Annotated in this window: 25 protein-coding genes and 1 tRNA gene; 15 read left to right on the top strand and 11 right to left on the bottom strand. The window is 68.4% G+C overall.

Annotated features, from left to right (window positions below):
* The first annotated feature begins 19 nt into the window (after positions 1–19).
* Both ACVCMG_RS02560 and ACVCMG_RS02555 read left to right on the top strand, forming a co-directional pair.
* Positions 20–1,081: a class I SAM-dependent methyltransferase gene (locus tag ACVCMG_RS02560; RefSeq protein ID WP_447114809.1), complete on the top strand. Its 1,062-nt coding sequence runs from the start codon at positions 20–22 to the stop codon at positions 1,079–1,081.
* A complete protein-coding gene (locus tag ACVCMG_RS02555) occupies positions 1,078–1,776 on the top strand; it encodes a pseudouridine synthase (protein ID WP_447106090.1) in 699 nt (232 codons plus the stop codon). The genes ACVCMG_RS02560 and ACVCMG_RS02555 overlap by 4 nt, the downstream gene beginning before the upstream one ends.
* Before the next feature lie 43 nt (positions 1,777–1,819).
* Here the strand turns inward: ACVCMG_RS02555 and ACVCMG_RS02550 are convergent, their stop codons facing one another.
* The gene (locus tag ACVCMG_RS02550) at positions 1,820–2,164 is read right to left on the bottom strand and encodes a YkgJ family cysteine cluster protein (protein ID WP_447114808.1); all 345 of its coding nucleotides are present in this window, start codon (positions 2,162–2,164) and stop codon (positions 1,820–1,822) included.
* A gap of 47 nt (positions 2,165–2,211) precedes the next feature.
* Positions 2,212–2,799 (bottom strand): DUF1415 domain-containing protein, encoded by a 588-nt coding sequence (locus tag ACVCMG_RS02545; RefSeq protein ID WP_447106091.1) that lies wholly within the window; start codon positions 2,797–2,799, stop codon positions 2,212–2,214.
* Between the two features lie 183 nt (positions 2,800–2,982).
* Here ACVCMG_RS02545 and ACVCMG_RS02540 point away from each other — a divergent pair, with 183 nt between their 5' ends.
* Positions 2,983–4,542: a protein adenylyltransferase SelO gene (locus tag ACVCMG_RS02540; protein WP_447114807.1), complete on the top strand. Its 1,560-nt coding sequence runs from the start codon at positions 2,983–2,985 to the stop codon at positions 4,540–4,542.
* A 44-nt stretch (positions 4,543–4,586) separates the two neighbouring features.
* On the opposite strand, the gene ACVCMG_RS02535 is transcribed toward ACVCMG_RS02540, so the two are convergent.
* A tRNA-Arg gene (locus tag ACVCMG_RS02535) sits at positions 4,587–4,663 on the bottom strand.
* A gap of 224 nt (positions 4,664–4,887) precedes the next feature.
* Here ACVCMG_RS02535 and amaB point away from each other — a divergent pair.
* The 6 genes from amaB to ACVCMG_RS02505 all read left to right on the top strand — a co-directional run bounded on the left by amaB (position 4,888) and on the right by ACVCMG_RS02505 (position 10,590).
* The gene (amaB, locus tag ACVCMG_RS02530; protein ID WP_447114806.1) at positions 4,888–6,423 is read left to right on the top strand and encodes an L-piperidine-6-carboxylate dehydrogenase; all 1,536 of its coding nucleotides are present in this window, start codon (positions 4,888–4,890) and stop codon (positions 6,421–6,423) included.
* A 94-nt stretch (positions 6,424–6,517) separates the two neighbouring features.
* Positions 6,518–6,826, top strand: a complete 309-nt coding sequence (locus ACVCMG_RS02525; RefSeq protein WP_395118375.1) for a DUF4190 domain-containing protein — start codon at positions 6,518–6,520, stop codon at positions 6,824–6,826.
* Positions 6,820–7,590 (top strand): SDR family NAD(P)-dependent oxidoreductase, encoded by a 771-nt coding sequence (locus ACVCMG_RS02520; RefSeq protein WP_395118377.1) that lies wholly within the window; start codon positions 6,820–6,822, stop codon positions 7,588–7,590. The genes ACVCMG_RS02525 and ACVCMG_RS02520 overlap by 7 nt, the downstream gene beginning before the upstream one ends.
* 77 nt (positions 7,591–7,667) lie before the next feature.
* Positions 7,668–8,714 carry a quinone-dependent dihydroorotate dehydrogenase gene (locus tag ACVCMG_RS02515; protein ID WP_447098962.1) on the top strand — a complete coding sequence of 349 codons (1,047 nt, stop codon included), beginning with the start codon at positions 7,668–7,670 and terminating at the stop codon, positions 8,712–8,714.
* Between the two features lie 10 nt (positions 8,715–8,724).
* Positions 8,725–9,753, top strand: a complete 1,029-nt coding sequence (gene murB / locus ACVCMG_RS02510; RefSeq protein WP_447107206.1) for a UDP-N-acetylmuramate dehydrogenase — start codon at positions 8,725–8,727, stop codon at positions 9,751–9,753.
* Between the two features lie 318 nt (positions 9,754–10,071).
* The gene (locus ACVCMG_RS02505) at positions 10,072–10,590 is read left to right on the top strand and encodes an energy transducer TonB (protein WP_447114805.1); all 519 of its coding nucleotides are present in this window, start codon (positions 10,072–10,074) and stop codon (positions 10,588–10,590) included.
* Positions 10,591–10,636: 46 nt separating this feature from the next.
* Here ACVCMG_RS02505 and ACVCMG_RS02500 read toward each other — a convergent pair whose 3' ends face one another.
* The 3 genes from ACVCMG_RS02500 to ACVCMG_RS02490 form a co-directional block, all read right to left on the bottom strand.
* On the bottom strand, positions 10,637–11,509 hold the full coding sequence (locus ACVCMG_RS02500) for a ribonuclease H-like domain-containing protein (protein WP_447114804.1): 873 nt from the start codon (positions 11,507–11,509) through the stop codon (positions 10,637–10,639).
* 2 nt (positions 11,510–11,511) lie between these two features.
* Positions 11,512–13,935 carry a DEAD/DEAH box helicase gene (locus tag ACVCMG_RS02495; RefSeq protein WP_395118385.1) on the bottom strand — a complete coding sequence of 808 codons (2,424 nt, stop codon included), beginning with the start codon at positions 13,933–13,935 and terminating at the stop codon, positions 11,512–11,514.
* 120 nt (positions 13,936–14,055) lie between these two features.
* Positions 14,056–15,051, bottom strand: a complete 996-nt coding sequence (locus tag ACVCMG_RS02490) for a LysR substrate-binding domain-containing protein (RefSeq protein WP_395118387.1) — start codon at positions 15,049–15,051, stop codon at positions 14,056–14,058.
* A gap of 291 nt (positions 15,052–15,342) precedes the next feature.
* On the opposite strand from ACVCMG_RS02490, the gene cysG reads away from it, so the two are divergent.
* From cysG to ACVCMG_RS02465, 5 genes are all read left to right on the top strand, one after another.
* Complete coding sequence (gene cysG, locus ACVCMG_RS02485; protein WP_447115385.1) at positions 15,343–16,809, top strand: siroheme synthase CysG; 1,467 nt, start codon at positions 15,343–15,345, stop codon at positions 16,807–16,809.
* A 76-nt stretch (positions 16,810–16,885) separates the two neighbouring features.
* Positions 16,886–17,824 (top strand): cysteine synthase A, encoded by a 939-nt coding sequence (gene cysK, locus ACVCMG_RS02480; protein WP_395118389.1) that lies wholly within the window; start codon positions 16,886–16,888, stop codon positions 17,822–17,824.
* Between the two features lie 80 nt (positions 17,825–17,904).
* Positions 17,905–18,489, top strand: coding sequence for a TMEM175 family protein (locus ACVCMG_RS02475; protein ID WP_395118391.1), 585 nt, complete (start codon positions 17,905–17,907; stop codon positions 18,487–18,489).
* Positions 18,490–18,630: 141 nt separating this feature from the next.
* A complete protein-coding gene (locus tag ACVCMG_RS02470; RefSeq protein ID WP_447100409.1) occupies positions 18,631–19,179 on the top strand; it encodes an isochorismatase family protein in 549 nt (182 codons plus the stop codon).
* Positions 19,127–20,128, top strand: coding sequence for a GlxA family transcriptional regulator (locus tag ACVCMG_RS02465; RefSeq protein ID WP_447114803.1), 1,002 nt, complete (start codon positions 19,127–19,129; stop codon positions 20,126–20,128). The genes ACVCMG_RS02470 and ACVCMG_RS02465 overlap by 53 nt, the downstream gene beginning before the upstream one ends.
* A gap of 6 nt (positions 20,129–20,134) precedes the next feature.
* Here the strand turns inward: ACVCMG_RS02465 and ACVCMG_RS02460 are convergent, their stop codons facing one another.
* A complete protein-coding gene (locus ACVCMG_RS02460) occupies positions 20,135–21,703 on the bottom strand; it encodes a phospholipase D family protein (RefSeq protein WP_447114802.1) in 1,569 nt (522 codons plus the stop codon).
* A 142-nt stretch (positions 21,704–21,845) separates the two neighbouring features.
* Positions 21,846–22,772 (bottom strand): hypothetical protein, encoded by a 927-nt coding sequence (locus ACVCMG_RS02455; RefSeq protein ID WP_447114801.1) that lies wholly within the window; start codon positions 22,770–22,772, stop codon positions 21,846–21,848.
* Positions 22,773–22,913: 141 nt separating this feature from the next.
* On the opposite strand from ACVCMG_RS02455, the gene ACVCMG_RS02450 reads away from it, so the two are divergent.
* On the top strand, positions 22,914–23,450 hold the full coding sequence (locus ACVCMG_RS02450) for a hypothetical protein (protein WP_447114800.1): 537 nt from the start codon (positions 22,914–22,916) through the stop codon (positions 23,448–23,450).
* Positions 23,451–23,507: 57 nt separating this feature from the next.
* Here the strand turns inward: ACVCMG_RS02450 and ACVCMG_RS02445 are convergent, their stop codons facing one another.
* The 3 genes from ACVCMG_RS02445 to ACVCMG_RS02435 all read right to left on the bottom strand — a co-directional run bounded on the left by ACVCMG_RS02445 (position 23,508) and on the right by ACVCMG_RS02435 (position 25,479).
* Complete coding sequence (locus tag ACVCMG_RS02445) at positions 23,508–23,807, bottom strand: HigA family addiction module antitoxin (RefSeq protein WP_447114799.1); 300 nt, start codon at positions 23,805–23,807, stop codon at positions 23,508–23,510.
* A 9-nt stretch (positions 23,808–23,816) separates the two neighbouring features.
* Positions 23,817–24,095: a type II toxin-antitoxin system RelE/ParE family toxin gene (locus ACVCMG_RS02440; RefSeq protein ID WP_447098948.1), complete on the bottom strand. Its 279-nt coding sequence runs from the start codon at positions 24,093–24,095 to the stop codon at positions 23,817–23,819.
* A gap of 178 nt (positions 24,096–24,273) precedes the next feature.
* Positions 24,274–25,479, bottom strand: coding sequence for an acetyl-CoA C-acyltransferase (locus tag ACVCMG_RS02435; protein WP_447114798.1), 1,206 nt, complete (start codon positions 25,477–25,479; stop codon positions 24,274–24,276).

Here is a 25,479-nt window from a genome sequence, read left to right as displayed (position 1 = left end):
GTCAGGACATCGAGTGAGCATGGCGGGAGTATTCGCGACCCCCAGCGCAGCGCTGGCGGCGTTGTTCGTGCCGTTCGAGACGGCGCGGTTGAGTTTGCCCGCGGATGGCCGGGTGCTGTTCTTGCGTGCGCGCGCCAATGTGCGCCTGCGCGAGCTGGCGCAGCCGGGCTGGTTGTGCGAGCAGGGTTTCCTGCCGTTCGCGGAGGAGCTGGCGCGACAGGGCCTGCACGTCGGCGAACCGGCGGCCGACGAACGTTTCGCGCTGGTGCTGGTGCTGCCGCCGCGCCAGCGCGACGAGGCGCGCGCGCTGTTCGCCCGGGCGCTGCAGCACACCGCACCGGGCGGCACCGTGCTGGCGGCAATGGCCAATGCCGAGGGTGCGAAATCCGGTGAGGCGGATCTGCAGAGGCTCGCCGGCCCCGTGCAGCAATTGTCCAAGCACAAATGCCGCGTGTTCTGGGCCACGCGGGACGACGCTGCCATCGACCAGGCGTTGCTGGAGCCATGGCTGGCACTGGATGCACCACGCGAGATTGCCGGCGGCTGCGTCAGCCGGCCGGGGCTGTTCGCCTGGGACCGCGTCGACCGCGCCTCGGCGCTGCTGGCCGAACACCTGCCGGTGGAGCTGCACGGTCGGGTGGCGGACCTCGGCGCCGGTTACGGTTACCTCGCCTGCCAGCTGATCGCGCGTTGCCCGCGGGTCTCGGCGATCGACCTGTACGAGGCCGAGGCGCGCGCGCTGGAGCCGGCGCGCGTCAACCTTGCGCGGGCACAACGCGATGCTGGTCGCGAGCTGGCGGTGAACGTGCACTGGCACGACGTGACCCGCGGCTTGCCCGAACGCTACGATGCCATCGTCAGCAATCCGCCGTTCCACCAGGGCCGCGCGGACCTGCCGGAGCTGGGCCGCGCCTTCATCACCAGTGCAGCGGATGCGCTGCGACCGGATGGTTGCCTGCTGCTGGTGGCGAATCGGCACCTGCCGTACGAGGCGCACCTGGGCCAGCGCTTCGAGACCGTGCGCACGCTGGCGACGCAGGAAGGATTCAAGGTGATCGAGGCCACCGGAGTACACGCATGAAACTGGTCAAGCTGATCGCCAACCTCGGCTACGGCAGTCGCAAGGACGTGACCCGGCTGTTCCGCAGCGGTCGCATCACCGACGCCGATGGCGAGGTGCTCTACGCCGACGACGTGGTGCCGCTGGAAACCGTCCGCGTCGACGACGAGCCGCTGGACCCGCCGCCTGGCCTGGTGCTGATGTTGAACAAGCCGCTCGGTGTCACCTGCTCGCGCAAGGACCCGGGCCGCATCGTCTACGACCTGCTGCCGCCGCGCTACAGCGTGCGTACGCCCGCGCTGTCCACCGTGGGGCGACTGGACCGCGACACCTCCGGTTTGCTGCTGTTCACCGACGACGGCCCGCTGCTGCACCGGATCATTTCGCCGAAGGCGCAGGTGGCCAAGGTGTACGAGGCCACCCTCGCACAGGATCTGCGCGGCGACGAGGGCGCGCTGTTCGCCAGCGGCACGCTGCTGCTGGAATCGGAGAAGGAACCGCTGGCACCGGCGACACTCGATGTGCTGGGGCCGCGGCATGCCCGCCTGACCGTCACTGAGGGCCGCTATCACCAGGTTCGCCGGATGTTCGCTGCGGCAGGCAACCACGTGGAAACGCTGCAGCGGATTTCAGTCGGTGGACTCGCCTTGGGGGATCTGCCGTCCGGCGAATGGCGCGCCCTCGATGCCGCCGAGGTCGCGCTGATTTTCGCGTAGGCCCGCCGGCTGTCTTGCAATCCGATGGCGGGCGGGGTCCGCCCTACAACACGTGCACCGCCGTGGGGATGACGTTGCCGAACCATTTGTGGCGCTCGTCGCGGCAGCTCGGGCTGCCCATGGCGTACTTGCGGCAAATCGCGGGGCGGTCTTCGTAGATGGTGCAGCGGGAGGTGTTCGGGTCCACCGCGGCACACCAGCCGTCTTCGCCCTTGGCCAGGATTTCCATGCCGTGTGCGTCGTGATCGACCAGCCAGGCGGGCACGTGGTCTTCGGGCATCAATACCACGGTGAGACGACAGCACACGGCTTCGCAGGTCGTGCATTGCACGCCGGGGTCGATGCTTTCGCTGTAAGGGTCGCTATAAGGGTCGGGAATGTTTTTCACGCGCCAGCATGGCACGGCGGGCATGAACGCCGTGTGGTGGCGCAAGTTCAGCCGGTTTCGCCGCGCCACAGCTCCTGCCAACCCTCGACACCCAGCCGCCGCAGTGTGTCGATGTTGCGCCGGTAGATCGCGTCGGTGTCGCTCATCTGTTCCATCGCGCGTTCCACGCTCGCTTCGCGCAGCAGGTGCAGGGTGGGAAAGGGCGAGCGGTTGCTGAAGTTCTCGATCGCGTCGTCGGCGCTGTCGGCGAACCGGTATTGCGGGTGGAAGCCGGCCACCTGCCATTCGCCTTCGAGCCCCAGCGTCTGCACCGCGGCATCGGCCACGTCGAGAAAATCGTTGTAGTCGAGGAAGTCATTGAGCACGAACGGATGGATCAGCAGGCCCGTCTCGCATTCGTCCGGCGTCAGGGCGTTCAACGATTGCAGTTCGCCGCACAGGTCGTCGAGCAACGCATCGGTATCGCGTGCGTGGCTTACCCGCAGCCGCAGCTTGCCCTGCGCGTGGGGCGCGCGGGCAAACGGGCACAGGTTCAGCCCGACCACTGCACGCTCGATCCAGCGCGTGGTGGCGGCGAGGCAGGGCGCGTCTTCGGGCAGGGCGTCGGCGTTGAGGTCGGCGGGTGTGTCGTTCATGCGCTTCTCGCAGGCTGGGCGCGCCGACTATAGCTGTCCGCGATGCCGACGCCGTAGCGCCATGCTTGTAGGGGCAGACCCTGTGCGCGATGCTCTTCGTCACGTGACGCATAAAGTATCGCGCGCGACCAAAGAAAGTCCCTTGTGGACAGGCTGCTCACCTACAATCGGTCGGGTATGCCGATGTTCAAGCTTCGTTTCGACAACGCGTTCGTGCACGAGCTGCCCGGGGACCAGGAGGCAGGTGCGCGGCTGCGCCAGGTCGAGGGGGCGCTGTACTCGCGGGTCGATCCGACGCCGGTGGCCGCGCCGCGATTGCTGGCGCATTCGGTGGAGATGGCGGCGTCACTGGGTTTCAGCGAGGCGGATGTCGCCAGCGACGAATTCGCACGGGTGTTCGGCGGCAATGCCTTGCTCGGAGGCATGCAGCCGTGGGCGGCCAATTACGGTGGCCACCAGTTCGGCAACTGGGCCGGCCAGCTCGGCGATGGCCGTGCAATTTCGCTGGGCGAGGTGATCGGCGCCGCTGGCGAACGTTGGGAGTTGCAGTTGAAGGGAGCAGGCCAGACGCCGTACTCGCGCGGCGCCGACGGTCGCGCGGTGCTGCGTTCGTCGGTGCGCGAGTTCCTGTGCAGCGAGGCGATGCACCACCTCGGCGTGCCGACCACGCGCGCCCTGTGCCTGCTCGAAACCGGCGAGCCGGTGCTGCGCGACATGTTCTACGACGACCACGCCGCGCCCGAACCCGGCGCCATCGTCTGCCGTGCGGCGCCTTCGTTCATCCGCTTCGGGAATTTCGAGCTGCCGACCTCGCGCGGCGATGCCGCGCTGTTGCGACAGCTGGTCGATTTCACGATCAGGCGCGACTTTCCGGAGCTGTCGGGGCAGGGCGAGGCGCTGCATGCCGAGTGGTTCGCCCAGGTCTGCGCACGCACGGCCACGATGATCGCGCACTGGATGCGGGTGGGCTTCGTGCATGGCGTGATGAACACCGACAACATGTCGATTCTCGGCCTCACCATCGACTACGGCCCCTACGGCTGGGTCGACAACTTCGACCCGGACTGGACGCCGAACACCACCGACGCGCAGCGCCGCCGCTACCGCTACGGCCAGCAGCCGAACGTGGCGTGGTGGAACCTGAGCCGGTTGGCCGCGGCGTTGGCGCCGCTGTTCGACGACGTGGCGCCGTTGCAGGCCGGGCTCGACCGCTACGCCGAGGTCTACGCCGCCGCGGATCGCGTCAACATCGCGCGCAAGCTCGGGCTGGCCGAGTGCCGTGACGCGGATGTGGCGCTGATGCAGGATCTTCATGCGCTGATGGCGTCGGCCGAAATCGACATGACGCTGTGGTTCCGCGCACTCGCCGACATCGATCCGGCGAGGCCAACCCTGCAGCCGATGGACGATGCCTTCTACGATGAGGCGAAACGGCGCGAAACCGAGCCGGCGCTTGCCGACTGGCTGGTGCGCTATGCCGCCCGGCTCATCGACGATCCGCTTTCGGCCGACGTGCGCCGCGCGCGCATGCGGGCGGCCAATCCACGCTACGTGCTGCGCAATTACCTCGCGCAACAGGTGATCGACCAGGCAAGCGCGGGCGATCCTTCCGGCATCCGCGAGCTGCTCGACGTGATGCGCCATCCGTACGATGACCAGCCCGGCCACGAGGCATTTGCTTCGAGGCGGCCGGACTGGGCGCGGCACAAGGCGGGTTGCTCGATGCTGTCGTGCAGTTCCTGAAACGCACAAGGGCCGACATGGCCGACCCTTGCGTTCGCTGCGATTGGTGCCCCCGAGACGATTCGAACGTCCGACCTGTCCCTTAGGAGGGGACCGCTCTATCCAACTGAGCTACGAGGGCGGGGTGGCGATTTTCGCATGGATCGCGCGGTTCTGCTCCTCCCTTCCGCTTGCAGAGGCAGATTGCGGGGGCGCGCGCAGGGTCGCTGCAAACCGGGGCCGAGAGCGACCCGCCCGACCCTCGCCAGCGCGCAGGGAAGAAGCCATTCCTGCCACCCTGCTAGAATGGCCAATTGCCTACTTCATCCACGGCGCCAGCGGGCGCCGCACGACCAGGAGCCACGTATGTCGCATGCCATCCTCAAGTCGCTCGGTATCGGTACCGAACATTCGGGTACCTATCTCGGCCAGGGCGAGTGGTCGAAGACCACCGATGCCGGTGCCCTGCAGCCGGTGAACCCGGCCACCGGCGAGGTGATTGCGACGGTGCATGCCTCCAGCGCTGCCGACTACGAGGTCATCGTCAAGCGCGCGCAGGAAGCGTTCAAGGTGTGGCGCACCACGCCGGCGCCGCAGCGCGGCGAAGCCGTGCGGCTGTGCGGCGAGGCGCTGCGCAAGCACAAGGACGCGCTGGGTTCGCTGGTCGCGCTGGAGATGGGCAAGATCAAGCCCGAGGGCGACGGCGAAGTGCAGGAGATGATCGACATCGCCGACTTCGCGGTCGGCCAGAGCCGCATGCTGTACGGCTACACCATGCACTCGGAGCGCGCCGGCCACCGCATGTACGAGCAGTACCACCCGCTGGGCGTCGTCGGCATCATCAGCGCGTTCAACTTCCCGGTCGCGGTATGGGCCTGGAACGCGATGCTGGCTGCCGCCTGCGGCGACATCTGCATCTGGAAGCCCTCGCCGAAAACGCCGTTGTCGGCGATCGCCGCGATCAGGATCTGCAACGAGGCGCTGAAAAACGGCGGCTACCCCGACCTGTTCTTCCTGTTCAACGACGCCGGCAGCGACCTGGCGCAGGCCTTCGTCGACGACAAGCGCATCCCGCTGATCAGCTTCACCGGCTCGACCAAGGTCGGCCGCATGGTCGGCGAGCGCGTGGCGCAGCGCATGGGCCGCTCGCTGCTGGAGCTGGGCGGCAACAACGCGATCATCCTGGACGAGTCGGCCGACCTGAAGCTGGCGATTCCGGGCATCGTGTTCGGCGCGGTCGGCACCGCCGGCCAGCGCTGCACCAGCACGCGCCGCCTGTTCGTGCATGAATCCATCCACGACAGCGTGCTCGACACGCTGGTCAAGGCCTACAAGCAGGTCGAGGGCAAGATCGGCGATCCGACGCTGGCCACCACGCTGATGGGCCCGTTGAACAGCCAGGACGCGGTGCAGGGTTATCTCGCCGCGATCGAGAAGGCGAAGGCGGCTGGCGGCACGGTGGCCACCGGCGGCGCAGCGCTGACCGACCGCAAGGGCAACTTCGTGCTGCCGACCATCATCACCGGCCTGAAGAACGCCGATGAAGTCGTGCAGACCGAAACCTTCGCGCCGATCCTCTACGTGATGAAGTTCAAGCATCTCGACGAGGCGATCGAAGCGCAGAACGACGTGCCGCAGGGCCTGTCCTCGGCGATCTTCACGCAGAACCTGAAGTCGGCCGAGAAGTATTTGTCGGCGGCCGGTTCGGACTGCGGCATCGCCAACGTCAACATCGGCACCTCCGGCGCCGAAATCGGCGGCGCGTTCGGCGGCGAGAAGGAAACCGGCGGTGGCCGCGAGTCCGGCTCGGACGCGTGGAAGGTCTACATGCGCCGCCAGACCAACACCATCAACTACTCCGATTCGCTGCCGCTGGCGCAGGGCATCAAGTTCGACCTGTAAGTACGGGCAACAGGCTCGCGGCCGGTTCGCCGGCCGCGGTCGATCACGCTACGATGCTCTCGACGCCGACCCGGCGCATTCCGCGAGCAAGCCGATGAACGATCCCGTGTCCTATCGCGCCGCCGCCCCGACCAGCACGCTGGCGGTGGTGAGCCTGGTGTTCGGCATCCTGGCCTGGTGCGTGCTGCCGTTCTTCGGCGCGGTGGTGGCCATCGTCTGCGGACACCTCGCGCGCAGCGAGATCCGCAACAGCCATCCGGAGCACCGCCCCGAAGGTGACGGCATGGCGGTTGCCGGGCTGGTGCTTGGCTACGTGCAACTGCTGCTGTCGGTGCTGTTCGTGTCCTTGGTGATCGCGGTGCTGTTCTTCGGTTTCGCGCTCGGCGGCTGGCACGGATGGTGAGTGCGCCGCCGCCGTTCGATTTTCATGGCTGGCGCGTGCTGGTGGCCGGCGGCAGCCGCGGCATCGGCCGCAGCATCGCGCTGGGTTTCGCCCAGGCCGGCGCCGCGGTGTCGATCTGCGCACGCGGCGCGGCGGCACTGGAGGAAACGCGCCTGCAGATCGCCGCCCACGACGTGACCGTGCACGCGCAATCCGTCGACCTGGCGCAAGCGACGGCCATCCAGGCCTGGGTCGACGACGCGGCGAGCGCGCTGGGCGGCATCGACGTGCTGGTCAACAACGCCAGCGGCTACGGCTTCCGCGACGAGGACGAGGACTGGCTGGCCAACTTCAACGTGGACCTGATGGCGGCCGTGCGCGCCTCGCGGGCCGCGCTGCCGCACCTGGCCGGGTCGGCGCATCCGTGCATCCTGCACACCAGTTCGATCTCCGCGCTGCGGCCGCGTCCGGGCGGCCCGTCGTACGCGGCGATGAAGGCTGCGCTGAGTCATTACACGACCTCCCAGGCGCAGGCCCTGGCGCCCCGGCGCATCCGCGTCAACGCGATTGCGCCCGGGTCGATCGAGTTTCCCGGTGGCCTGTGGGACCAATGCCGCAAGGATGATCCGACGCGCTACGCCGAGGTGCTGGCGAAGATCCCGTTCGGTCGCTACGGCACGCCGGCAGAGGTCGCGCACGCGGCCTTGTTCCTCGCCTCGCCATGGGCCGGCTGGATCACCGGCCAGACCCTGGTGGTGGACGGCGGCCAGCTGCTGGCCGGCTGAGCGTGACCCGGCCGCCTTCGGCGCGCTGTCCGGCACGCTAAACTGCGCGACATTCCACCACTGCCGGCGTTATCGACTTGGCCCTCTACGACATCCTGCGTCCGCTGCTGTTCTCGCTCGAGGCGGAGTCGGCCCACCGGCTGACCCTGTACGGGCTGGGCGTGGCCCAGCGCAGCGGTTTCGCCCATCGCCTCGCCACCGTGCCGGCCGACCTGCCGGTGCGTGCGTTCGGCCTCGAGTTTCCCAATCCGGTCGGCCTTGCCGCGGGGCTGGACAAGAACGCCGAGCATCTCGATGCGCTGAACACACTGGGTTTCGGCTTCATCGAGGTGGGAACGGTCACGCCGCTGCCGCAGCCTGGCAATGCGAAACCGCGCCTGTTCCGGCTGCCCGCACACGAGGCGATCATCAACCGCATGGGCTTCAACAACGGCGGTGTCGACGCGCTGGTGCGCAACGTGCAGCAGTCGAGCTACCACGGCGTGCTCGGCATCAACATCGGCAAGAACAAGGACACGCCGAACGACAAGGCGGTCAACGACTACCTGGCCTGCCTGACCAAGGTGCATGAGCTGGCCAGCTACGTCACGGTGAACATTTCCTCGCCCAACACCCAGGGCCTGCGCGACCTGCAGGAACAGGCCACGCTGTACAAGTTCATCTCGCTCCTGCGCGCCGCGCAGGAGCGGCTGGGCTCGCAGCACGGTCGGCGCAAGCCGATGCTGCTGAAGATCGCGCCGGACCTATCCGGGGTCGAGCTCGATGCGATGGCCGAGGTGCTGCTGCGTACCGGCATCGACGGCGTGATCTGCACCAACACCACGACCGACCGCGCCACGGTGGCGGACGACCCGCGCGGCGGCGAGGCAGGAGGGCTCTCCGGCAAGCCGCTGTTCGAGCGTTCCACCGCCGTGCTGGCCGGCATGCGCCAGCGCCTGGGCGAGCGCATCCCGCTGATCGGCGTTGGCGGCATCCTCGACGGCAGCGACGCGGTGGAAAAGCTCGACGCCGGCGCCTCGCTGGTGCAGCTCTATTCGGGCCTGATCTATCGCGGCCCGCACCTGGTGGCCGAATGCGTCAACGAGATCCGCCGCCAGCGCGAGGCGTCAGTCGATGGCGTCTGAGCGCGTGGACATGGGCGGCTACACGCTCACCGAGAACGCGTCGCTGGCGCGGCTCAACACCTTGCGCGTCGATGCCCGGGCGAACCTGCTCGCCGACATCCGCGATGCGGGAAAGTTGCCCGAACTGCTGGACTTCCCGGCGATCCGCCAGGGGCGGCTGCTGGTGCTCGGCGAGGGCAGCAACGTGCTGTTCACCGACGATTTCCACGGCACCGTGCTGCGGATGTCGACGCGCGGCGTGCAAGTTGAAAGTGACGGCGACAGCGCGCGCATCGCGGTGGCCGCGGGCGAGCGCTGGGACGATTTCGTGCGCTGGACGCTGGGACAGGGCTACGCGGGGCTGGAGAACCTGATCCTGATCCCCGGCACCGTCGGCGCCGCACCGATCCAGAACATCGGCGCCTACGGCTGCGAGGTGGCCGAGTTCATCGAAAGCGTCGAAGCCTGGGACCTGCGCGAGCATCGCGTGGTGACGCTGGACCACGCCACCTGCGCGTTCGCCTATCGCGACTCGCTGTTCAAGCACGAGCCCGGCCGCTACATCGTCACCGCGGTGCGCTTCGTGCTGCCGCGCAGCCGGCCGTTGCGCACCGACTACGCCGGCATCGACGAGGAACTGGCGCGGATGGGCGTGGACAAGCCTGCGCCGTTCCACGTCGCCGAGGCGGTGGTACGCCTGCGCACGCGCAAGCTGCCTGACCCCGCGGTGATCGGCAACGCCGGCAGCTTCTTCAAGAATCCGATCGTCGATGCTTCCGTGGCGGAAGCATTGCAGCGCGAGCACTCCGACCTGCCGGCCTGGCCGCAGCGTGACGGTCGCCGCAAGATTTCCGCCGCGTGGATGATCGAGGCCGCTGGCTTCAAGGGGCTACGCGAAGGCGACGCCGGCATCTCCAACCGCCACGCGCTGGTGCTGGTCAACCACGGCCACGCCAATGGCCCGCAGTTGTGGGCGCTGGCGCAACAGGTGATGGACGGCGTGCACGGGAAATTCGGCGTGCGGCTGGAGCCGGAACCGGTGGTGATCGGCGCGGGCTGAGTCCGTGCCATCCGGGCTCCGCCCGGCGCCTTGTGTCGTTTTGCCTGAGCGCAAGTGCGCAGGCCCGGGGGCCAAGGGTGGTGCATTGCGCGTGCACTTCGACGCCGCTTGCTGTCCCAAGTCGCGCTCAGTGCGAACGGGGGGTGTGGTGGCCCATGCTGTTCTCCCTGAGTGCAGGCCCGCGGGGCCGAAGTCGAAGGGTGGGGCGCCGGTATCTTCGATCCTTCCCGTATTGCACACGGGCAGGTGCCCTGTCATTTTGACGCGCGGGCGACGGGTCGCCCCAACCGCATTCTGATTCGATCATGGAGGTTGGACATGCAGGTGTCGTCGAGCTGGCCGGTGCTCGTGTTGTGGACCTTCGTTGCCACCGTGGTTTGCGGCTGCAGTACGCAAGAGGAACGCAAGCCGGTTGGGGAGCCCCGGACCAGTTACGCGGAGATGGCGGCGCCTGCGAGCGCACCGCATTACACCTTGCAACCCGGGGATACGGCGGTGAAGCCCGTGCTGGACAAGCAGGTCTCGCCGGTGTACCCGCCCACCCTGGTTCGCCCGGGCGCTGCGCCGGTCACTGTCGTGGTGCAGCTGGTGATGGACGAGAACGGCCGCGTCCAGACCGTGCACCCGCAGCCCGGCACTGCGGATGGTCCGGCGCATGCCTTGTTCGAGGCTGCAGTCGAGCAGGCGGCCATGCAATGGACGTTCACGCCGATGTGGGTGCGGCATCCGTGGGGCGATGGCACGTATGAGGTGACGCAGAAACCTTTCAGCCTCTGGTACGTATTCGATTTCAAGATGGCAGGCGGCAAACCTGTCGTCGAATCGGGCAGGCGCTGACGACTGCTCGCCGCGCGATGCGGGATACCCCCGTGCCGCCCGCCGGTCATGGTGCCCGCAGGTTCGCCATGTGCAGCAGCACCCCGGCCAGGCTTTTCAGATCCTGCGCGTTGTGCGCGGCGACGCGGCGCAGGTTGCGGGCGGAGCCGCCGCGCAGGTAGGTGAGCCAGGCGGCGGGGGCCTCCGCGCCGGGCAGGTCGTCCTCGCGCACGACGCCGAGCAGCTGGCGCTCGGCGGTGGCGAGGCGACAGTTCGGCCACTGGTGTTTCCAGTCGCGGCGCACCGGATGCAGCAGGTCCAGGTGGCCGCGGCCGGCCAGCGGGTTCGGCAGGCGGGCGAGACGGTAGCGCGTTGCCAGCAGCGGCGCGTCGTAGCACTTGCCGTTATAGCTGACGAGCACGGTGTCCTCGTCCAGCCAGCCGGCGAAGGTGCGCAGCATGGCGGTCTCCGCCGCCATGGTGGTGATGGTGAGCTGGCGGATGCGCAGGCGGCCACCCTGCCAGTCGGCCGCGCCGATCATGAAGGCGCGGGTCCCGGTGCCGCCGGCCAGGCCGGTGGTCTCGGTGTCGAAGTGCAGCAGGCGATCGTGGTGCACGGGTTCCATGCGGGCGAAGCCGGCGTCGATGACCGGCGGCGGAACGAGCCAGTCGGCAAACGCCTCGGTGTAGCGCAGGCCGGGGGAAAGTTCGAAGCCGGGCACCTCGCGGTCGCGGGATGACGGCACCGCGGCGGTGCCGCGCTTGAGCCGGGCGTGGCGCTGGAGCAGCCGGCGCAGCTCGGGCGCCATCGCGGAAGAGGGCGGCGCGACGCGGGGGGTTCCCGGCGTCGCTGCATCCAGCGCATGGCGGGCAGGCACGGCGGCGTGGGCATGTCCCGCCTCGCTGCGCAGCTGGCGCAGCTTCGCGATGAGGGGGTTCACGCTCACAACGCCACCAGCAGCGCGAGCACGCGCAGGGCGAGGGCCTTGGGCGTGGCGACGGCCGGATCGTCGGCGGTCTGCTCGTCCGTCGCCAGTACCGGGCCGACACAGGCGGGGCAGCCGGCGCGGCAGTCGCAGCGTTCGATCAGGCTGACCGATTGCGCCAGCAAGTCCTCGCGACGCCGGAACAGCGGTTCGCTGTGGCCGATGCCGCCGGGGAACGCGTCGTACAGGTAGACGGTGGGCGTGAACGGCGCATCCGGCGCCAGCGCGGCGGGCTGGCCATCGCTGCCGCGCAGCTGGCCGCGACCGTGGAGGTCGGTGCTGGCGAACCAGGCGCCGTCGCCCGAGCCCACGGCTTTCTGCAGGTCGCGCGCCTCGGCCATCACCGCCACGGTGGCGACGATGTGCAGCGCGTAAGCCGCGCCGAGGAAACCGTCGAGCGCCTGCTGGCGTTGCTCGAACGCGGCTTCCAGCACCATCTGCGGCAGCTGCCACCACACCGCCGTGGTGTGCAGTTCCTGGTCGGGCAGGTTGACCGGGCCGTAGCCGATGTTCTCGTGCGAATAGAAGCGGATCTTCTTGTAGCCGGGCACCCGGCGCACCACGTGCACCTCGCCGTGATGGGCCTGACCGCAGCCGGCGTGCGCGCTGTCGAAACAGTCCAGCACCTTGAGCCGGGTGTAGTCGATGGCGTCGGTGTAGTAGTCGACGCTGGTGCGCGTGACGTAGGCCTTGCGGCCTTCCCAGTCCAGCTTCTCCACCTGGTAGGGCAGCGACTGGACCATGTGGATCGCGCCTTCGTACAAGGTGACCGCGGCGGCGGAGTAGTCGACTTCGGCGATGATGGTCTGGCGGCCGTCGGTGCGGTCGACCACCACGAAGTTGCCGTCGGCCACCGAGCGCAGCGACACCGCGATGGCCGGGTAGCTGTCGGCGATCCATTCCCAGCGATCGCCCTCGCGGTGCAGCACGCCTTCCTCGCGCAGCAGGTCGAGCCACGGCGTGGCGACCTCGGTGCCGAACATCTCGTCGCCGGTGAACGGCAGCTCGAACGCGGCGCAACGGATGTGGTCGAGCAGGATCAGCGGTTGATCGGGCTGGATGCGCGCGTGCTCCGGCGAAGCGCCCTGGAAGAACTCCGGGTGGCGCACCAGGTACTGGTCCAGCGGGTCGGAGCTGGCCACCAGCACGCCCAGCGCCGATTGCTGGCGGCGCCCGGCACGACCGAAACGCTGCCACGTCGCGGCGACGGAGCCCGGGTAGCCGTTCAGCACCACCGCGTCGAGGCTGCCGATGTCCACGCCCAGTTCCAGCGCCGAGGTGCTGACGATGCCGTCGATGCTGCCCTCGCGCATCGCGCGCTCGGCGGCGCGGCGCTCCTTCGGCAGGTAGCCGCCGCGATAGGCGCGGATGCGCGGGCGCTTGCGCGGATCGTGGTCGAACACGTCCTTGAGGTACTTGGTGAGCACCTCGACCATGCTGCGCGACTGGGCGAACACCAGCGTCTTCATGCCGCTCTTGATCGCCAGCCGCGCGATGCGGTTGGTCTGCGAGCGCGCCGAGGCGCGCAGACCAAGGTCGGGGTTCACCACCGGCGGGTTCCACAGCAGCACGTGCTGGTCGCCGGTGGGTGCACCGCTTTCGGTAATTGCGGTGACCGCATCCTCGATCAGCGCCTCGGCGTGTTCCCGCGGATTGCCGATGGTGGCCGAGCACAGGATGAACTGCGGGGTGACGCCGTAGAACGCGCAGACACGCTTGAGCCGGCGGATCACGTTGGCCACGTGCGAGCCGAACACGCCCCGATACGTGTGCACCTCATCGATCACCACGTAGCGCAGGTTCTCGAAGAACTGCGCCCACTTGGTGTGATGCGGCAGGATGCCCTGGTGCAGCATGTCCGGATTGCTGACCACGATGTCGCCATGCAGGCGGATCGCCTGTCGCGCATCGCCGGGCGTGTCGCCATCGAAGGTGAATGCCTTGACCCCCAGCGCGCCGGCCCGGTTCAGCTCCAGCAGCTCGGCCACCTGGTCCTGCGCCAGCGCCTTGGTGGGGAACAGGTACAGCGCCTTGGCGTGATCGGTCATGGCAGCGCTGATGACCGGCAGCGTGTAGCACAGCGACTTGCCCGAGGCGGTGGGCGTGACGATGGCCACGTGCGCGCCCGCCCGCGTGGCTTGCCATGCCTCGGCCTGATGGCTGTAGAGCTGCTCGATGCCGCGCGTGCGCAGCGCCCCGGCCAGCGCATCGGGGAGATCGTCGGGCAGCGGCGCGAACGTGCCCTCCCGACCGGGCACCACGAAGGCGCCGGTGATCCGCGCGGCATAGCGCTTCGACAGCCGCCGGGCCAGGCTGCGGCCGTCGCCCGGCCCGTCCAGCACGAGGTCGTCGCTGGCGTAGCGGTCGGGTAATGTGTTCATCGGCAGGCTCCGCGCGAAGGTCCGCGGATTAGGCCGCGTGCGCGTCTCACCGGGTGAGATGGCGCGTGGCCGTCAGGGCATCGTCAGCCGTCCTTGCGGGAGCGGGCCCGACCAGGAGCGTCAGGCGACTTGCGCGGCAGGCGACCGCTGACGTTCGCGCCAGTGCGGCACCTCGGCCCAGCCGTCGCGCGGTGGTTCGCCGGCCAGCGCGCGGCGCAGTTCGTGGCGACCGAGATGGGGTGCAAACTGGTGGATGAAGGCCAGCGTGTACTCACGCGGCACGCTGTCCCGGCGCAGTACCACCCAGGTCGTGCACGGCGCGAACAACGCATCGGCGGGCAGCGCGAGCAGGTCGGCGTCGCCCGGCTGCATGGCCATTTCGGCGAGGATGCCCACACCCATGCCGGCGCGCACGTAGGTCTTGATCAGGTCGGCGTCACCGGCAGTCATCGCGATCTGCGGTGACAGCCCGGCCTCCTCGAACGCGCGGCGCAAGGACGACTCCGGCCGCAGCGAGGAGTCGTAGCTGACCAGCGGCAGGCCCGCCAGCTCGGTCAGCGTGGGCGCGGCGGCGCGCCGCGCCAGCGGATGGTCGCGCGGGGTGACGATCACCCGTTGCCAGCGATAGGCGGCAAACGCCATGCCGACGGCCGGCGCGCTGCCGGCGCTGCTGATAATGGCCAGATCGACCTGACCGGCTTCCAGCCGGGCCAGCACGTCGGCGTCGCGGGTCGGCTCCAGATGCACGCTGACCTGGGGGAAGCTGGCATTGAGCGCGGCGATTGCCGCGGGCAGGGCGAAGCGAGCCTGGGTATGCGTGGTGGCGATGCGCAGCTCGCCGTGGGCCTCGTTGCGCAGGTTCGCGGCGATCGCGCGGATGTTGGTTGCCTCGGCCAGGATGATCCGCGCCCGTTCGATCACCTGCTCGCCCGCGTGGGTCACCGCATCCAGGCTCTTGCCCTTGCGCACGAAGAGCTGAAAACCCAGCTCGTCCTCAAGCTGGCGCAGCTGCTTGCTGAGACCGGGCTGGGTGGCATGCACGCGCTCGGCCGCCAGGGTGATGTTGAGGCCGGAGTCGGCGATGGCGATGAGATGGCGCAGCTGGGTAAGCGTCATGGGCAGGAGTCCGTGGGCGATGGTCGGGGGACGGATGGGCGATGCAGCTGCGCATACATCGTGCAATCCCCCGGCCGCCGGCGTGACGAGCCCCTGGCCGGTCGTCACGGATACCCTTGTCGATGGAATGACATACTTTCATATTGGACGTCTATACGTCCATTCGTGTTGCATGTCAATCGGGCCTTCCGGTCATGCCGCGACGGCATAAGCACCAAGGCACAAATCATTTGTGGTGCCGGTGGCGGCTTCGTAGCGTAGGCGAACCCCTTGCTCCGGCCATTCCTGCGCATGAAGCTCTACCCGATCTTTGCCTCGTTGTCGCAGCGCGCCGTGCTGGTGGTCGGTGGCGGCGCGGTGGCCGAGCGCAAGGTGGCAGCACTGCTGCAGGCTCGGGCGCAGGTGACGGTGAACGCGCCCAGCCTCACGCCGCGCCTGCAGCGCTGGGTGCGGCAGGGCCGTATCGCCCATCGCACCGATCCGTTCCGCGAGAGCTGGCTGGAGCGCGTGTGGCTGGTGGTGGCGGCCACGCCCGATCGCGAGATCAACGCGCTGGTGGCCAGTGTGGGCGAGTTGCGCCGGATCTTCGTCAACGTGGTCGACGATGCGGCGCTGTCCAGCTTCCACGTGCCGGCGGTGATCGACCGCGCACCGCTGACCATCGCGATCTCCAGCGGCGGCGAGGCGCCGATGCTCTCGCGCCTGCTGCGCGAGCGGCTGGAAGCGCTGCTGGATGATTCGCTGGGCGCGCTGGCCCGGCTGATGGCCCGGCTGCGCCCGCGCATTCGTGCCCGTTTTCCCGCACTGGCGGCGCGACGCGCCTTCTACGACAGCCTGCTGGCCGGGCCGGTGGTGCAATTGTTGCGCCAGCAGCGAGATGGCGAGGCGCAGGCGGCGGCGGAACATGCTCTCGCCGACGCGCCGTCGCCGGCCACCGGTTCGGTGGTGCTGGTGGGCGCCGGCCCCGGCGATCCGGGCCTGTTGACCTTGCGTGCATTGCGCGCGCTCAACGAGGCCGACGTGATCCTGCACGACCGGCTGGTCGGTGCCGGCGTGCTGGCGCTGGCCCGGCGCGATGCCGAGCGGATCGAGGTCGGCAAGCAGGCCGGCCGGCACCACACCACGCAGGAGGCGATCCACGCCTTGCTGCTGGAGCATGCGCGTGCCGGCAAGCGGGTGGTGCGGCTGAAGGGCGGCGACCCGTTCGTGTTCGGTCGCGGCGGCGAGGAGCTGGAGTTTCTGCACGCCCACGCGATTCCTTTCGAAGTGGTGCCCGGCATCACCGCCGCCGTGGCCTGCGCGGCTTACTCGGGGGTGCCGCTGACTCATCGCGAGCGCGCCCAGTCAGTGCGCTTCGTCACCGCGCATTGCCGCCATTCGCACGACACCGTGGACTGGCCTGCGCTGGCGCAGGAGCGGCAGACGCTGGCGATCTACATGGGCGTGAACGAGCTGGCGACCCTGCAGGCGCGCCTGGTCGAACACGGCCGCGCTGCGTCCACGCCGTTCGCCCTGATCGAAAACGGCTCGCTGCCGAACCAGCGCGTAGTCTGCGGCGTGCTGGGCAACCTTGCCGAGCGAGCCGCAGCCCACGCCGTGAGCTCGCCGGCGCTGCTGATCCTGGGCGAGGTGGCCGCCTTGGCGCCGTCGCTGGCCTGGTTCGGCGCCGCCCCGCTGGGCGCGACCGTGCACGCCTTGCCCGCCGCCGCGGCGGCGCGCGATGGCGTGCTCGAGGCGATCCATCGCGCCGCCTGTTGACCGATCCCGAATCGGCGCATCATCTGCCTTCGTCCATGCGCCCGTTCCTCACGTCCGATTCCCCGAGGAGACACCCATGATCTACGACAACATCCTGGACACCATCGGCCGCACGCCGATCGTGAAGCTGCACCGCCTGGCGCCCGCACACGTGAGCATCTACGTGAAGATCGAGGCGTTCAACCCGGCCGGTTCGGTGAAGGACCGACTCGCCCTGGCGATCATCCTGGACGCCGAGCAGCGCGGCACGCTCAAACCCGGGCAGACCGTGGTGGAGGCCACGTCCGGCAATACCGGCGTGGCGCTGGCCGCCGTGTGCGCGGCGCGCGGCTATCCGTTCGTGGCGGTGATGTCCGACACGTTTTCGCTGGAGCGGCGCAAGCTGATCCGCGCCTATGGCGGCAAGGTGGTGCTCACCCCCGGTGCGGCACGCGGTACCGGCATGGTGGAGAAGGCCGCCGAACTGGCGAAACAGCATGGCTGGTTCCTCGCCGACCAGTTCGAGAACCCGGCCAACCCGGCCTACCACCGCCAGACCACGGCGGCCGAAGTGCTCGGCGACTTCGCCGGCCGGCGGCTGGACTACTTCGTCAGCGGCTGGGGCACCGGCGGCACGCTCACCGGCGTGGGGGAGGTGCTGAAAGTGGCTCGGCCGCAGGTCAAGGTGATTGGCGCGGAGCCGGCCGGCGCCTCGCTGCTCGGCGGCAAGGAGTGGCAGCCGCACAAGATCCAGGGCTGGACGCCGGACTTCGTGCCCGCCGTGCTCAATGCCAAGGTGGTCGACCGGATCGTCACCGTCGACGACGTGGTGGCGCGCGACACCGCGAGGGAACTGGCCCGGCGCGAGGGTATCTTCACCGGGCTGTCCTCCGGCGGCACGCTGGCCGCGGCGCTTGAAGTGGCGAAGGACGCGCCGGCCGGATCGGTCCTGCTCGCGATGCTGCCCGACACCGGCGAACGCTACCTGTCGACCTTCCTGTTCGAGGGCGTCAACGAGGGTTCCGACGAGGTTTGAGCGCGGCTGCATGGCAACCGGGGCTCGCGCCCCGGGGCGCCTCGTCGGATACTCGACTTCGATCGATCCCGGGGGCGACGATGCACAAGAACCGACTCGAGGCGTTCAGCGACGGCGTACTCGCCATCATCATCACCATCATGGTGCTGGAGATGAAGGTGCCGCACGGCGAGACGCTGGCGGCGCTGCTGCCTATGGCGCCGGTGTTTCTCAGCTACGTGCTGAGCTTCGTCTACGTGGGCATCTACTGGAACAACCACCACCACATGCTGCAACTGGCCGGCCCGGTCAGCGGCGCGGTGTTGTGGGCCAACCTGCATCTGCTGTTCTGGCTGTCGCTGCTGCCGTTCGCCACCGGCTGGATGGGCGAAAACCACTTCGCGCAGGGGCCGACGGCGCTGTACGGCGTGGTGCTGCTGATGGCGGCGCTGGCGTACTGGATGCTGCAACGCGCGCTGATCCGCGCCGAGGGCAGGGCATCCGCGCTGGCCCGCGCCGTCGGCGGCGACTGGAAGGGAAAACTCTCGCCGGTGATCTACGCCAGTGCCATCCTCGTCTCGTTCCGCGCCGCGTGGATCGCGCAACTGCTGTATGGCGTGGCCGCCCTGCTGTGGCTGGTGCCGGACCGGCGCATCGAACGGGTGGCGGGACGGGCGCCGCACTGAGGCGAGTTCTGCCGGCGAGGTCGGCCGGCAAGTTTGGCCGGAAAAGCTTGGCCGGATCGGTCCGCTCCGGGTCCGGTGCAGGGCTCGTCGAGAAAGCAGCGGCTGCCTAGAGTGACGGCTCCCCCATGATGGAGTCGCCCCATGTCCGACACCCCCGCCTTGCTGGTCATCGACGTGCAGCAATCGTTCCTGCAGGCACCGTACTGGCGCGAAGACGACCTGCCGGCGTTCCGCGAGAAGTTGTTGCAGCTGATCGACGGCGCGAGCGCCCGCGGCTGGCCGATCGTGCGCATCCTGCACGAGGAGGCCACCGGTCACTTCAGTGTGGCGTCGGGGCTGGTGCAGCCGATGGCGTGGGTGCCGCAGGTGCACGACACGGTGTTCCGCAAGCAGGTGCACAACGCGTTCACCGGCACCGGCCTGCAGGCATGGCTGCGCGAGCGCGGCATCGGCCGCGTCATCATCAGCGGCATCCGCAGCGAGCAATGCTGCGAGACGACTGCCCGGGTCGCTTCCGATCTCGGCTTCGACGTCGACTACGTCACCGAGGCCACGCTGACCTTTCCGATGGTCCACGCCGGCAGCGGCACTCGCTACGATGCGCAGGACATCAAGCAACGCACGGAACTGGTTCTGGATGGACGCTTTGCCCGCATCCGCACCGTCGATGACGTCCTCGCCGATCACTGAGGTGTGCTTCGTGCTGCCACCGGACCTGATCCTGCTGGATCTGGCCGGTGCCGCAGACGCCTTTCGCATTGCCGCGGCGATGGGCTTGCCGGTGCGCCTGCGGCTGATGGCGCCGGTGGTGGCGGGCGAGGCGGCACCAACCGCGCTGGGCGTCAGTCTTGCCGGCGTCGAACCGCTGCCGGCGAAGTTGCCCGAGCACGTGCTGATCGTGGTGTGCGGTGCCACCGGCAGCACCGCGCGCCTGTTGTCGTCGGCGGCCGGCAAGGCGCTGGTGGCCTGGTTGCGGCGCCATGTCGTCGCTGGCCGACCGCTGGCCTGCGTCTGTTCCGGCGCGCTGCTGGCGGCGGCCGCCGACCTGCTCGACGGGCGGCGCTGCACCACGCACCACAGCCTGCTCGACGAGCTGCGCCAACTGGCGCCGGCGGCCGAGGTGCTGGACAGCCGCGTGTTCGTGGAAGACGGCGAGGTCTGCACCAGCGCCGGCATCACCGCCGGCATCGACCTCGCGCTGCACCTGATCGCCAGGCTCGGCTCGCCGCGCCTGGCCGTCGCCGTGGCGCGGGAAATGGCCGTCTACATGCGCCGCGCCGCCGGCGACCCGGCGCTGTCACCGTGGCTGGAAGGGCGCAACCACATGAACATGGCCATCCACCGCGTGCAGGATGCACTGCTCAAGGCGCCCGCGCAGGACTGGCCGCTGGCGCGGCTGGCCGACATCGGCCACCTGAGCGTGCGCAGCCTCACGCGCCACTTCCGCGAAGCCAGCGGCATGTCGGTCAACCGGTACCACGCGCGCCTGCGGCTGGCGCTCGCGCGGCAGGCGCTGGCCAACGGCGACAACGTGGAGCGGGCGGCCGAGTGCGCGGGCCTGGGTTCGGCGCGGCAGCTGCGCCGGTTGTGGGCAGCGCATGCCGACGACCGTCCGGCGTCGGTGCGGCCACGCGCTTGAGCGGGCCTAGAGCAGGCTTTCCAGCGGCAGCAGCTTGAGCATCTGCACCTCGACCCGGCGGCCGGTGGTGGCGCCGGGGTCGTGGTCGTAGGTCACCGGCTTGCCGTGTTCCGTGGCCTGCCATTGCATGGCGCCGCCATGCGCCGAGCCGTCCTGCTTCAGGATCACGCGGTAGGCCTGCTCGGGCAGCGTGGCGCTGTCGAAGAACGCGGTGACCGCCGCGGCCAGCAGCGGACAGTCGACGATGATGCCCATCTCGGTGTTGAGCAGCTTCGAGCGCGCGTCCATGTTCATCGAGCCGATGAACACCTTGCGCCGATCCACCACGATGGCCTTGGCATGCAGGCTGACGCCGGAGGAGGTGCCCCCGGTGGTGACCCGTTGCGGCGCACCCGCGGCAGGTCGCAATTCGTACAGCTGCACGCCGCTCTCCAGCAGCGGTCGGCGATAGCGCGAGTAGCCCGAGTAAACGATCGGCTCGTCGTTCGAGGCCAGCGAATTGGTCAGCACCTTGACCGTCACCCCGCGCCTGGCCAGCGCATCGAGATAGGCCGTGCCGCGCTCGCCGGGGATGAAGTAGGGCGAGATCAGCAGCAACTCGTGCTGCGTGCCATCCGCCATCGCCTTGATGTCCGGGCCGATGCGCAGCTCGGGCTGGTCCTCGGTCGCCTCGATCTTGGCCGGCTGGTCGGCCACCAGCGTGGCCGGTCCCCAGAACCACTGGCCTTTGCGGTCGGCGGAGGCGCCGTAGGGCAGGGCGTCCAGCGTGGCCTGGGCGTAATCCGATTGCGCGAACGCGCGCGCATCGTGCGCCAGTTCGGTCCGCAGTTTCGCCAGGTCGACATGATCGGCATGCTTGCCATGGAATGCCTTCACCGGATAAGCCGCGTCGCAGTTCCAGTACTCGTCGAAGGCCTGCGAGGCCTGTGGCACCACCGGGCCGATCGCGATCAGGTCGAGGTCGCGGAAATGGGTGTCCTCGCCCGCGTCGAAGTATGCATCGCCGATGTTGCGTCCGCCGACGATCGCCACGTTGCCGTCGGCGATGAACGACTTGTTGTGCATGCGCCGGTTCAGCCGGTGCGTGTCGAGCAGGAACTGGGCAGCCTTGGAGAATACCGACGGCTTCTTCGTGGCGAACGGGTTGAACAGGCGCACCTCGATGTTCGGGTGGGTATCCAGCGCGTCGAACAGGTCGATCGCCTGGCTGGCGTTGATGTCGTCCACCAGCAGGCGCACGCGCACGCCACGGTCGGCCGCGGCCAGCAGGCGCTGCGCCATCAGTCGCCCGGTCGCGTCGTTGTCGAAGATGTAGTACTGCAGATCCAGCGAATGCTGCGCGTGGTCGGCCAACGCCACGCGGCTCATCAACGCATCGGTGCTGCGGATCAGCAGGCGAAAGCCCGACTGATCCTGGTGTTTGTCGGTCTCGGCATGCACGTAGCGCGCCGCCGGCGTGCCCACGGTCGGCGGCAACGCCTTCGACACCGGCTTGACCACGGGCGCGGGCGGCGAGCAGGCCGCCAGGGCCACGCCGAGCAACACCGCGCCAAGCACACTGATGAGTCGCCGCATGTTCACCCGCCTTCTGCTGCGTGCCGATCACGGCTTCGCGGCAATCGTCCATCGCCAGCGGCGTACTTTGCGAAGGCGGTCGTGAAATCCATGCGACTGTGGAGCCTCGCCTGACCCGGGTACTCGGGTTTCCGCCTTTCGCCTATCCCCAGCTCGACAACGGCATGGCACCGGGCGCGAACATCCCCTGCGGTCCGAAGTGGAACATGCGGGAGCGGTCGCGTACGTAGTCGTGGCCTTTCTCGGCGAGCACGGACCGGTTCAGTTCTTCGTACCAGCGTTGCACCGTGGTGGCGTCGGTCAGCAGCAGGAAGGTCCAGTCGGGGAACACCACGGTGACGGGTTCGTCGCCGTGCCACGCGAACTGCGCCTCCGCGCCGTGCTGCACCATGTCGGCGCCGATCAGCTGGTTCAGCGAGCTGCGGATGCGCTCGAACTCCATGTCCGGGAGCAGCGGGGTGAAGTTCTTGACGCCGTGGAGTTGGCCTTCATGGCGTCGGTTGTCGGTTTCCTTGCCGCGAACGATCACATCCTTCAGATCGTAGTCGCCGTGGATGTAGACCCAGCCCTTGCCGGCGTGGTCGAGCTGCAGGCAGCCGTAGTGGCGGGATGCGGGGTCGACGTCGACGCGCCAGCGCCACTCGGCCGAGCAGGCGGCGGCGCGGCCCACGCCCCAGGCCGCCCAGCTTTCCGGGCGCTGCGGATCGCCCATGGGCGGCGTCTTGTTCTCGGCCGCCAAGTATTGCATGCCGTCGTGCCAGGCCTTCATCGCCTTGTCCCGCTTGGCTGACTTGAAAGCCCCGGGGTGCATGCCCGGGTGCACCACCAGCCCGGCGATGACGTAGTCCTGTTTCACCATGCGCCCCGCCACCGAGCGCATGGGGCCCGGCGGGTTGACGTCGGCGGTCTTGGCTTTCAACAGGGCCGGTTTGGGGTAATAGCCGGGCATGCCGACGTAGCGCAGCGAATCCTCGTTGGTATGACGCACGAGCAGGATGACCTTGCGCTCCCGCGCCACCATGAGGAACTTCTGCAGGTCGATGCCGCGCATTCCGATGCCGATACCCATGTTCGTCGTCCTTGTTGTCGTATGGATGGGGGAGTGTATGAGTTTTGAAAATCGAGATCGGAGCAAAAAGCCCCGGCGACGGGGTTCCGGACTCGGCGCGCAAGGCTATCTCTCCGTCAGTGGAACGATGGAACCCCGGCGTTGGCACTTCTTCGCGCGATGCCGAAACAAAAAAATCCCGCCATCGGCGCTGTCTGCTCAGACGACGATGTCGGGAAGGCCGGCGTCAAGGCTCTTCTGCTTGGTGGCGGGGCCACGACCTCCAACCGCGACGCCGGGCATCCCGACCACGAAAGCGCGAAGCCTTCCGCCTTGCCGTGGAACGTGAGCGTCTTCGCACTCCTGCGTTATGCTCGGCCGGTATTCCGGGGGAAATGGATGACCATGAAACGCTGGCCGATGGCTGCCGCCGTCATCTGCATGGCCGCTGCAGGCTGCAGCAGGACCGATGCAGACGTACCGTCAAACACCCGCCGACCGCAGCAGGCCGGCGCGACCAACCCGCTCGCCACCGCCGGCCACCTCGCCGGCATCGAAGCCGCCGGCCTGACCGGCGACCAACGCGCGATGCAAGGCCACGTCGACGCGATGCACAAGGACATGATGCGCTCCATGCATCTGCCCGACCCCTCCCGCCCGATCCAATCAAAGGGGACGGGGGTAATTAAGCTGGTTTGACCACCTCAAGTCACTGATGCTCCCACGGGACGGAATAGCTAACCTGTGGCGCTCCAGTCACGCGGCCCGTGGCTCCACCCGGCGCAGGATTTCGTCGCGTGTGGCCAGTGTCTTGAGATCGTAAGTTGCCTGCAGGTTCAGCCAGGACACCGCGTCGCCGCCGAAGTAGCGTGCCAGGCGCTCGGCAGTGTCGGCGCTGATGCCGCGGCGCTCGTTGACGATTTCGTGGATGCGGGTGGCCGGTACGCTCAGTGCCACGGCCAAGGCGTTGGCGCTCATCCCCAGCGGGGTGAGGTAGTCCTCGCGCAGGATTTCGCCGGGATGTACAGGGCGCATGCGATTGACGGGAAGTTTCATGTGGCTCTCTCAGTGGTAATCCACGATTTCGACGTGCTCGGGTCCGCTGGCTGTCCACACAAAGCAAACGCGCCACTGCCGGTTGATGCGGATGCTGTGCTGGCCAGCGCGATCGTGCTTGAGGGCTTCGAACTGGTTGCCAGGCGGTGAACGCAGAAACTCAAGCGTTTGCGCGGCATCGAGTTGCGACAACTTGCGGATGGCGGCGTCCTTGATGGCACGGAACCGACGAGGATCGCCACCCTCGAACAGCGCCTGCGTATCCTTGCAATGAAAGCTCCTGATCACGCGCTGACGGTATTACGTTTGACGTAATACGTCAAACGAGCACCGTATCCGCTGGACAACGCATCCCTTGGCCGAGAAGGGTTTGCAAGCGGATCAGATCCACTCAAACGCGAACGGCGCCGTATCGCTACGGCGCCGTTCCAGTTTCAGATTCCGGCCTTCGCCGGAATGACGAACTTCAGAGTGCCTCGAAGATTCCCGCCGCACCCATGCCGGTGCCGATGCACATCGTCACCATGCCGTACTTCTGTTTGCGTCGGCGCATGCCGTGCACCAGCGTGGCGATGCGCACCGCGCCGGTCGCACCGAGCGGGTGGCCGAGCGCGATCGCGCCGCCGAGCGGGTTGACCTTGGCCGGGTCGAGCTTGAGGTCGCCCATCACGGCGAGTGCCTGGGCGGCGAAGGCTTCGTTGAGTTCGATCCAGTCGAGCTGATCCTGGGTGATGCCGGTTTGCGCCAGTGCTTTCGGGATCGCTTCCTTCGGGCCGATGCCCATGACTTCGGGCGGCACGCCGGCGACGGAGAAGCCGACGAAGCGGGCAAGCGGCTGCAGGTTGTATTGCTTGATGGCCTTTTCGCTGGCCAACAGCACGGCGCCGGCGCCGTCGGACATCTGGCTGGAGTTGCCGGCGGTGACGGTGCCGCCGAACTGGCCGTTGCGGAACACGGTTTTCAACTTGGCCAGCACTTCGGGCGTGGTGCCGGCGCGCGGGCCTTCGTCCTGGTCGATGACGCGGTTGTCGGTGGTGATGCCGCGGCTGGCGAGATCCGGGTAATGGTCATCGAGCTGGAACGGGGTGATCTCGGCCTTGAACTCGCCGGCGGCCTGGGCAGCCAGGGCGCGGCGGTGGCTTTCGACGGCGAACGCGTCCTGCTGCTCGCGGCTGACTTTCCACTGCTTGGCGACGTTTTCGGCGGTGATGCCCATGCCGTAGGCGATGCCGATGTTCTCGTCCTGGAAGATCGCGGGGTTCATGGCGATCTTGTGGCCCATCATCGGCACCATGCTCATGCTCTCGGTGCCGCCGGCGAGCATCAGGTCGTCCAGGCCCAGGCGGATGCGGTCGGCGGCCATCGCCACCGACTGCAGGCCGGAGGAGCAGAAGCGGTTGACGGTGACGCCGGGCACGGTGTGCGGCAGGCCGGCCAGCAGCAGGCCGATGCGCGCCACGTTCATGCCTTGCTCGGCCTCGGGCATGGCGCAGCCGATGATGACGTCGCCGATCTGGTGCGGGTCGATGCCCGGCGCCTGCGCCATCACGGCGCGGATCACGTGGGCGAGCATGTCGTCCGGGCGGGTGTTGCGGAACACGCCGCGCGGCGCCTTGCCGACCGGGGTGCGGGTGGCGGCGACGATGTAGGCGTCTTGCACTTGCTTGGTCAT

The organism is Rhodanobacter sp. UC4451_H18 (assembly GCF_052978225.1).
Note: the sequence above shows the minus strand (reverse complement) of the source record. Positions and strands in the feature narration are given on the sequence as shown.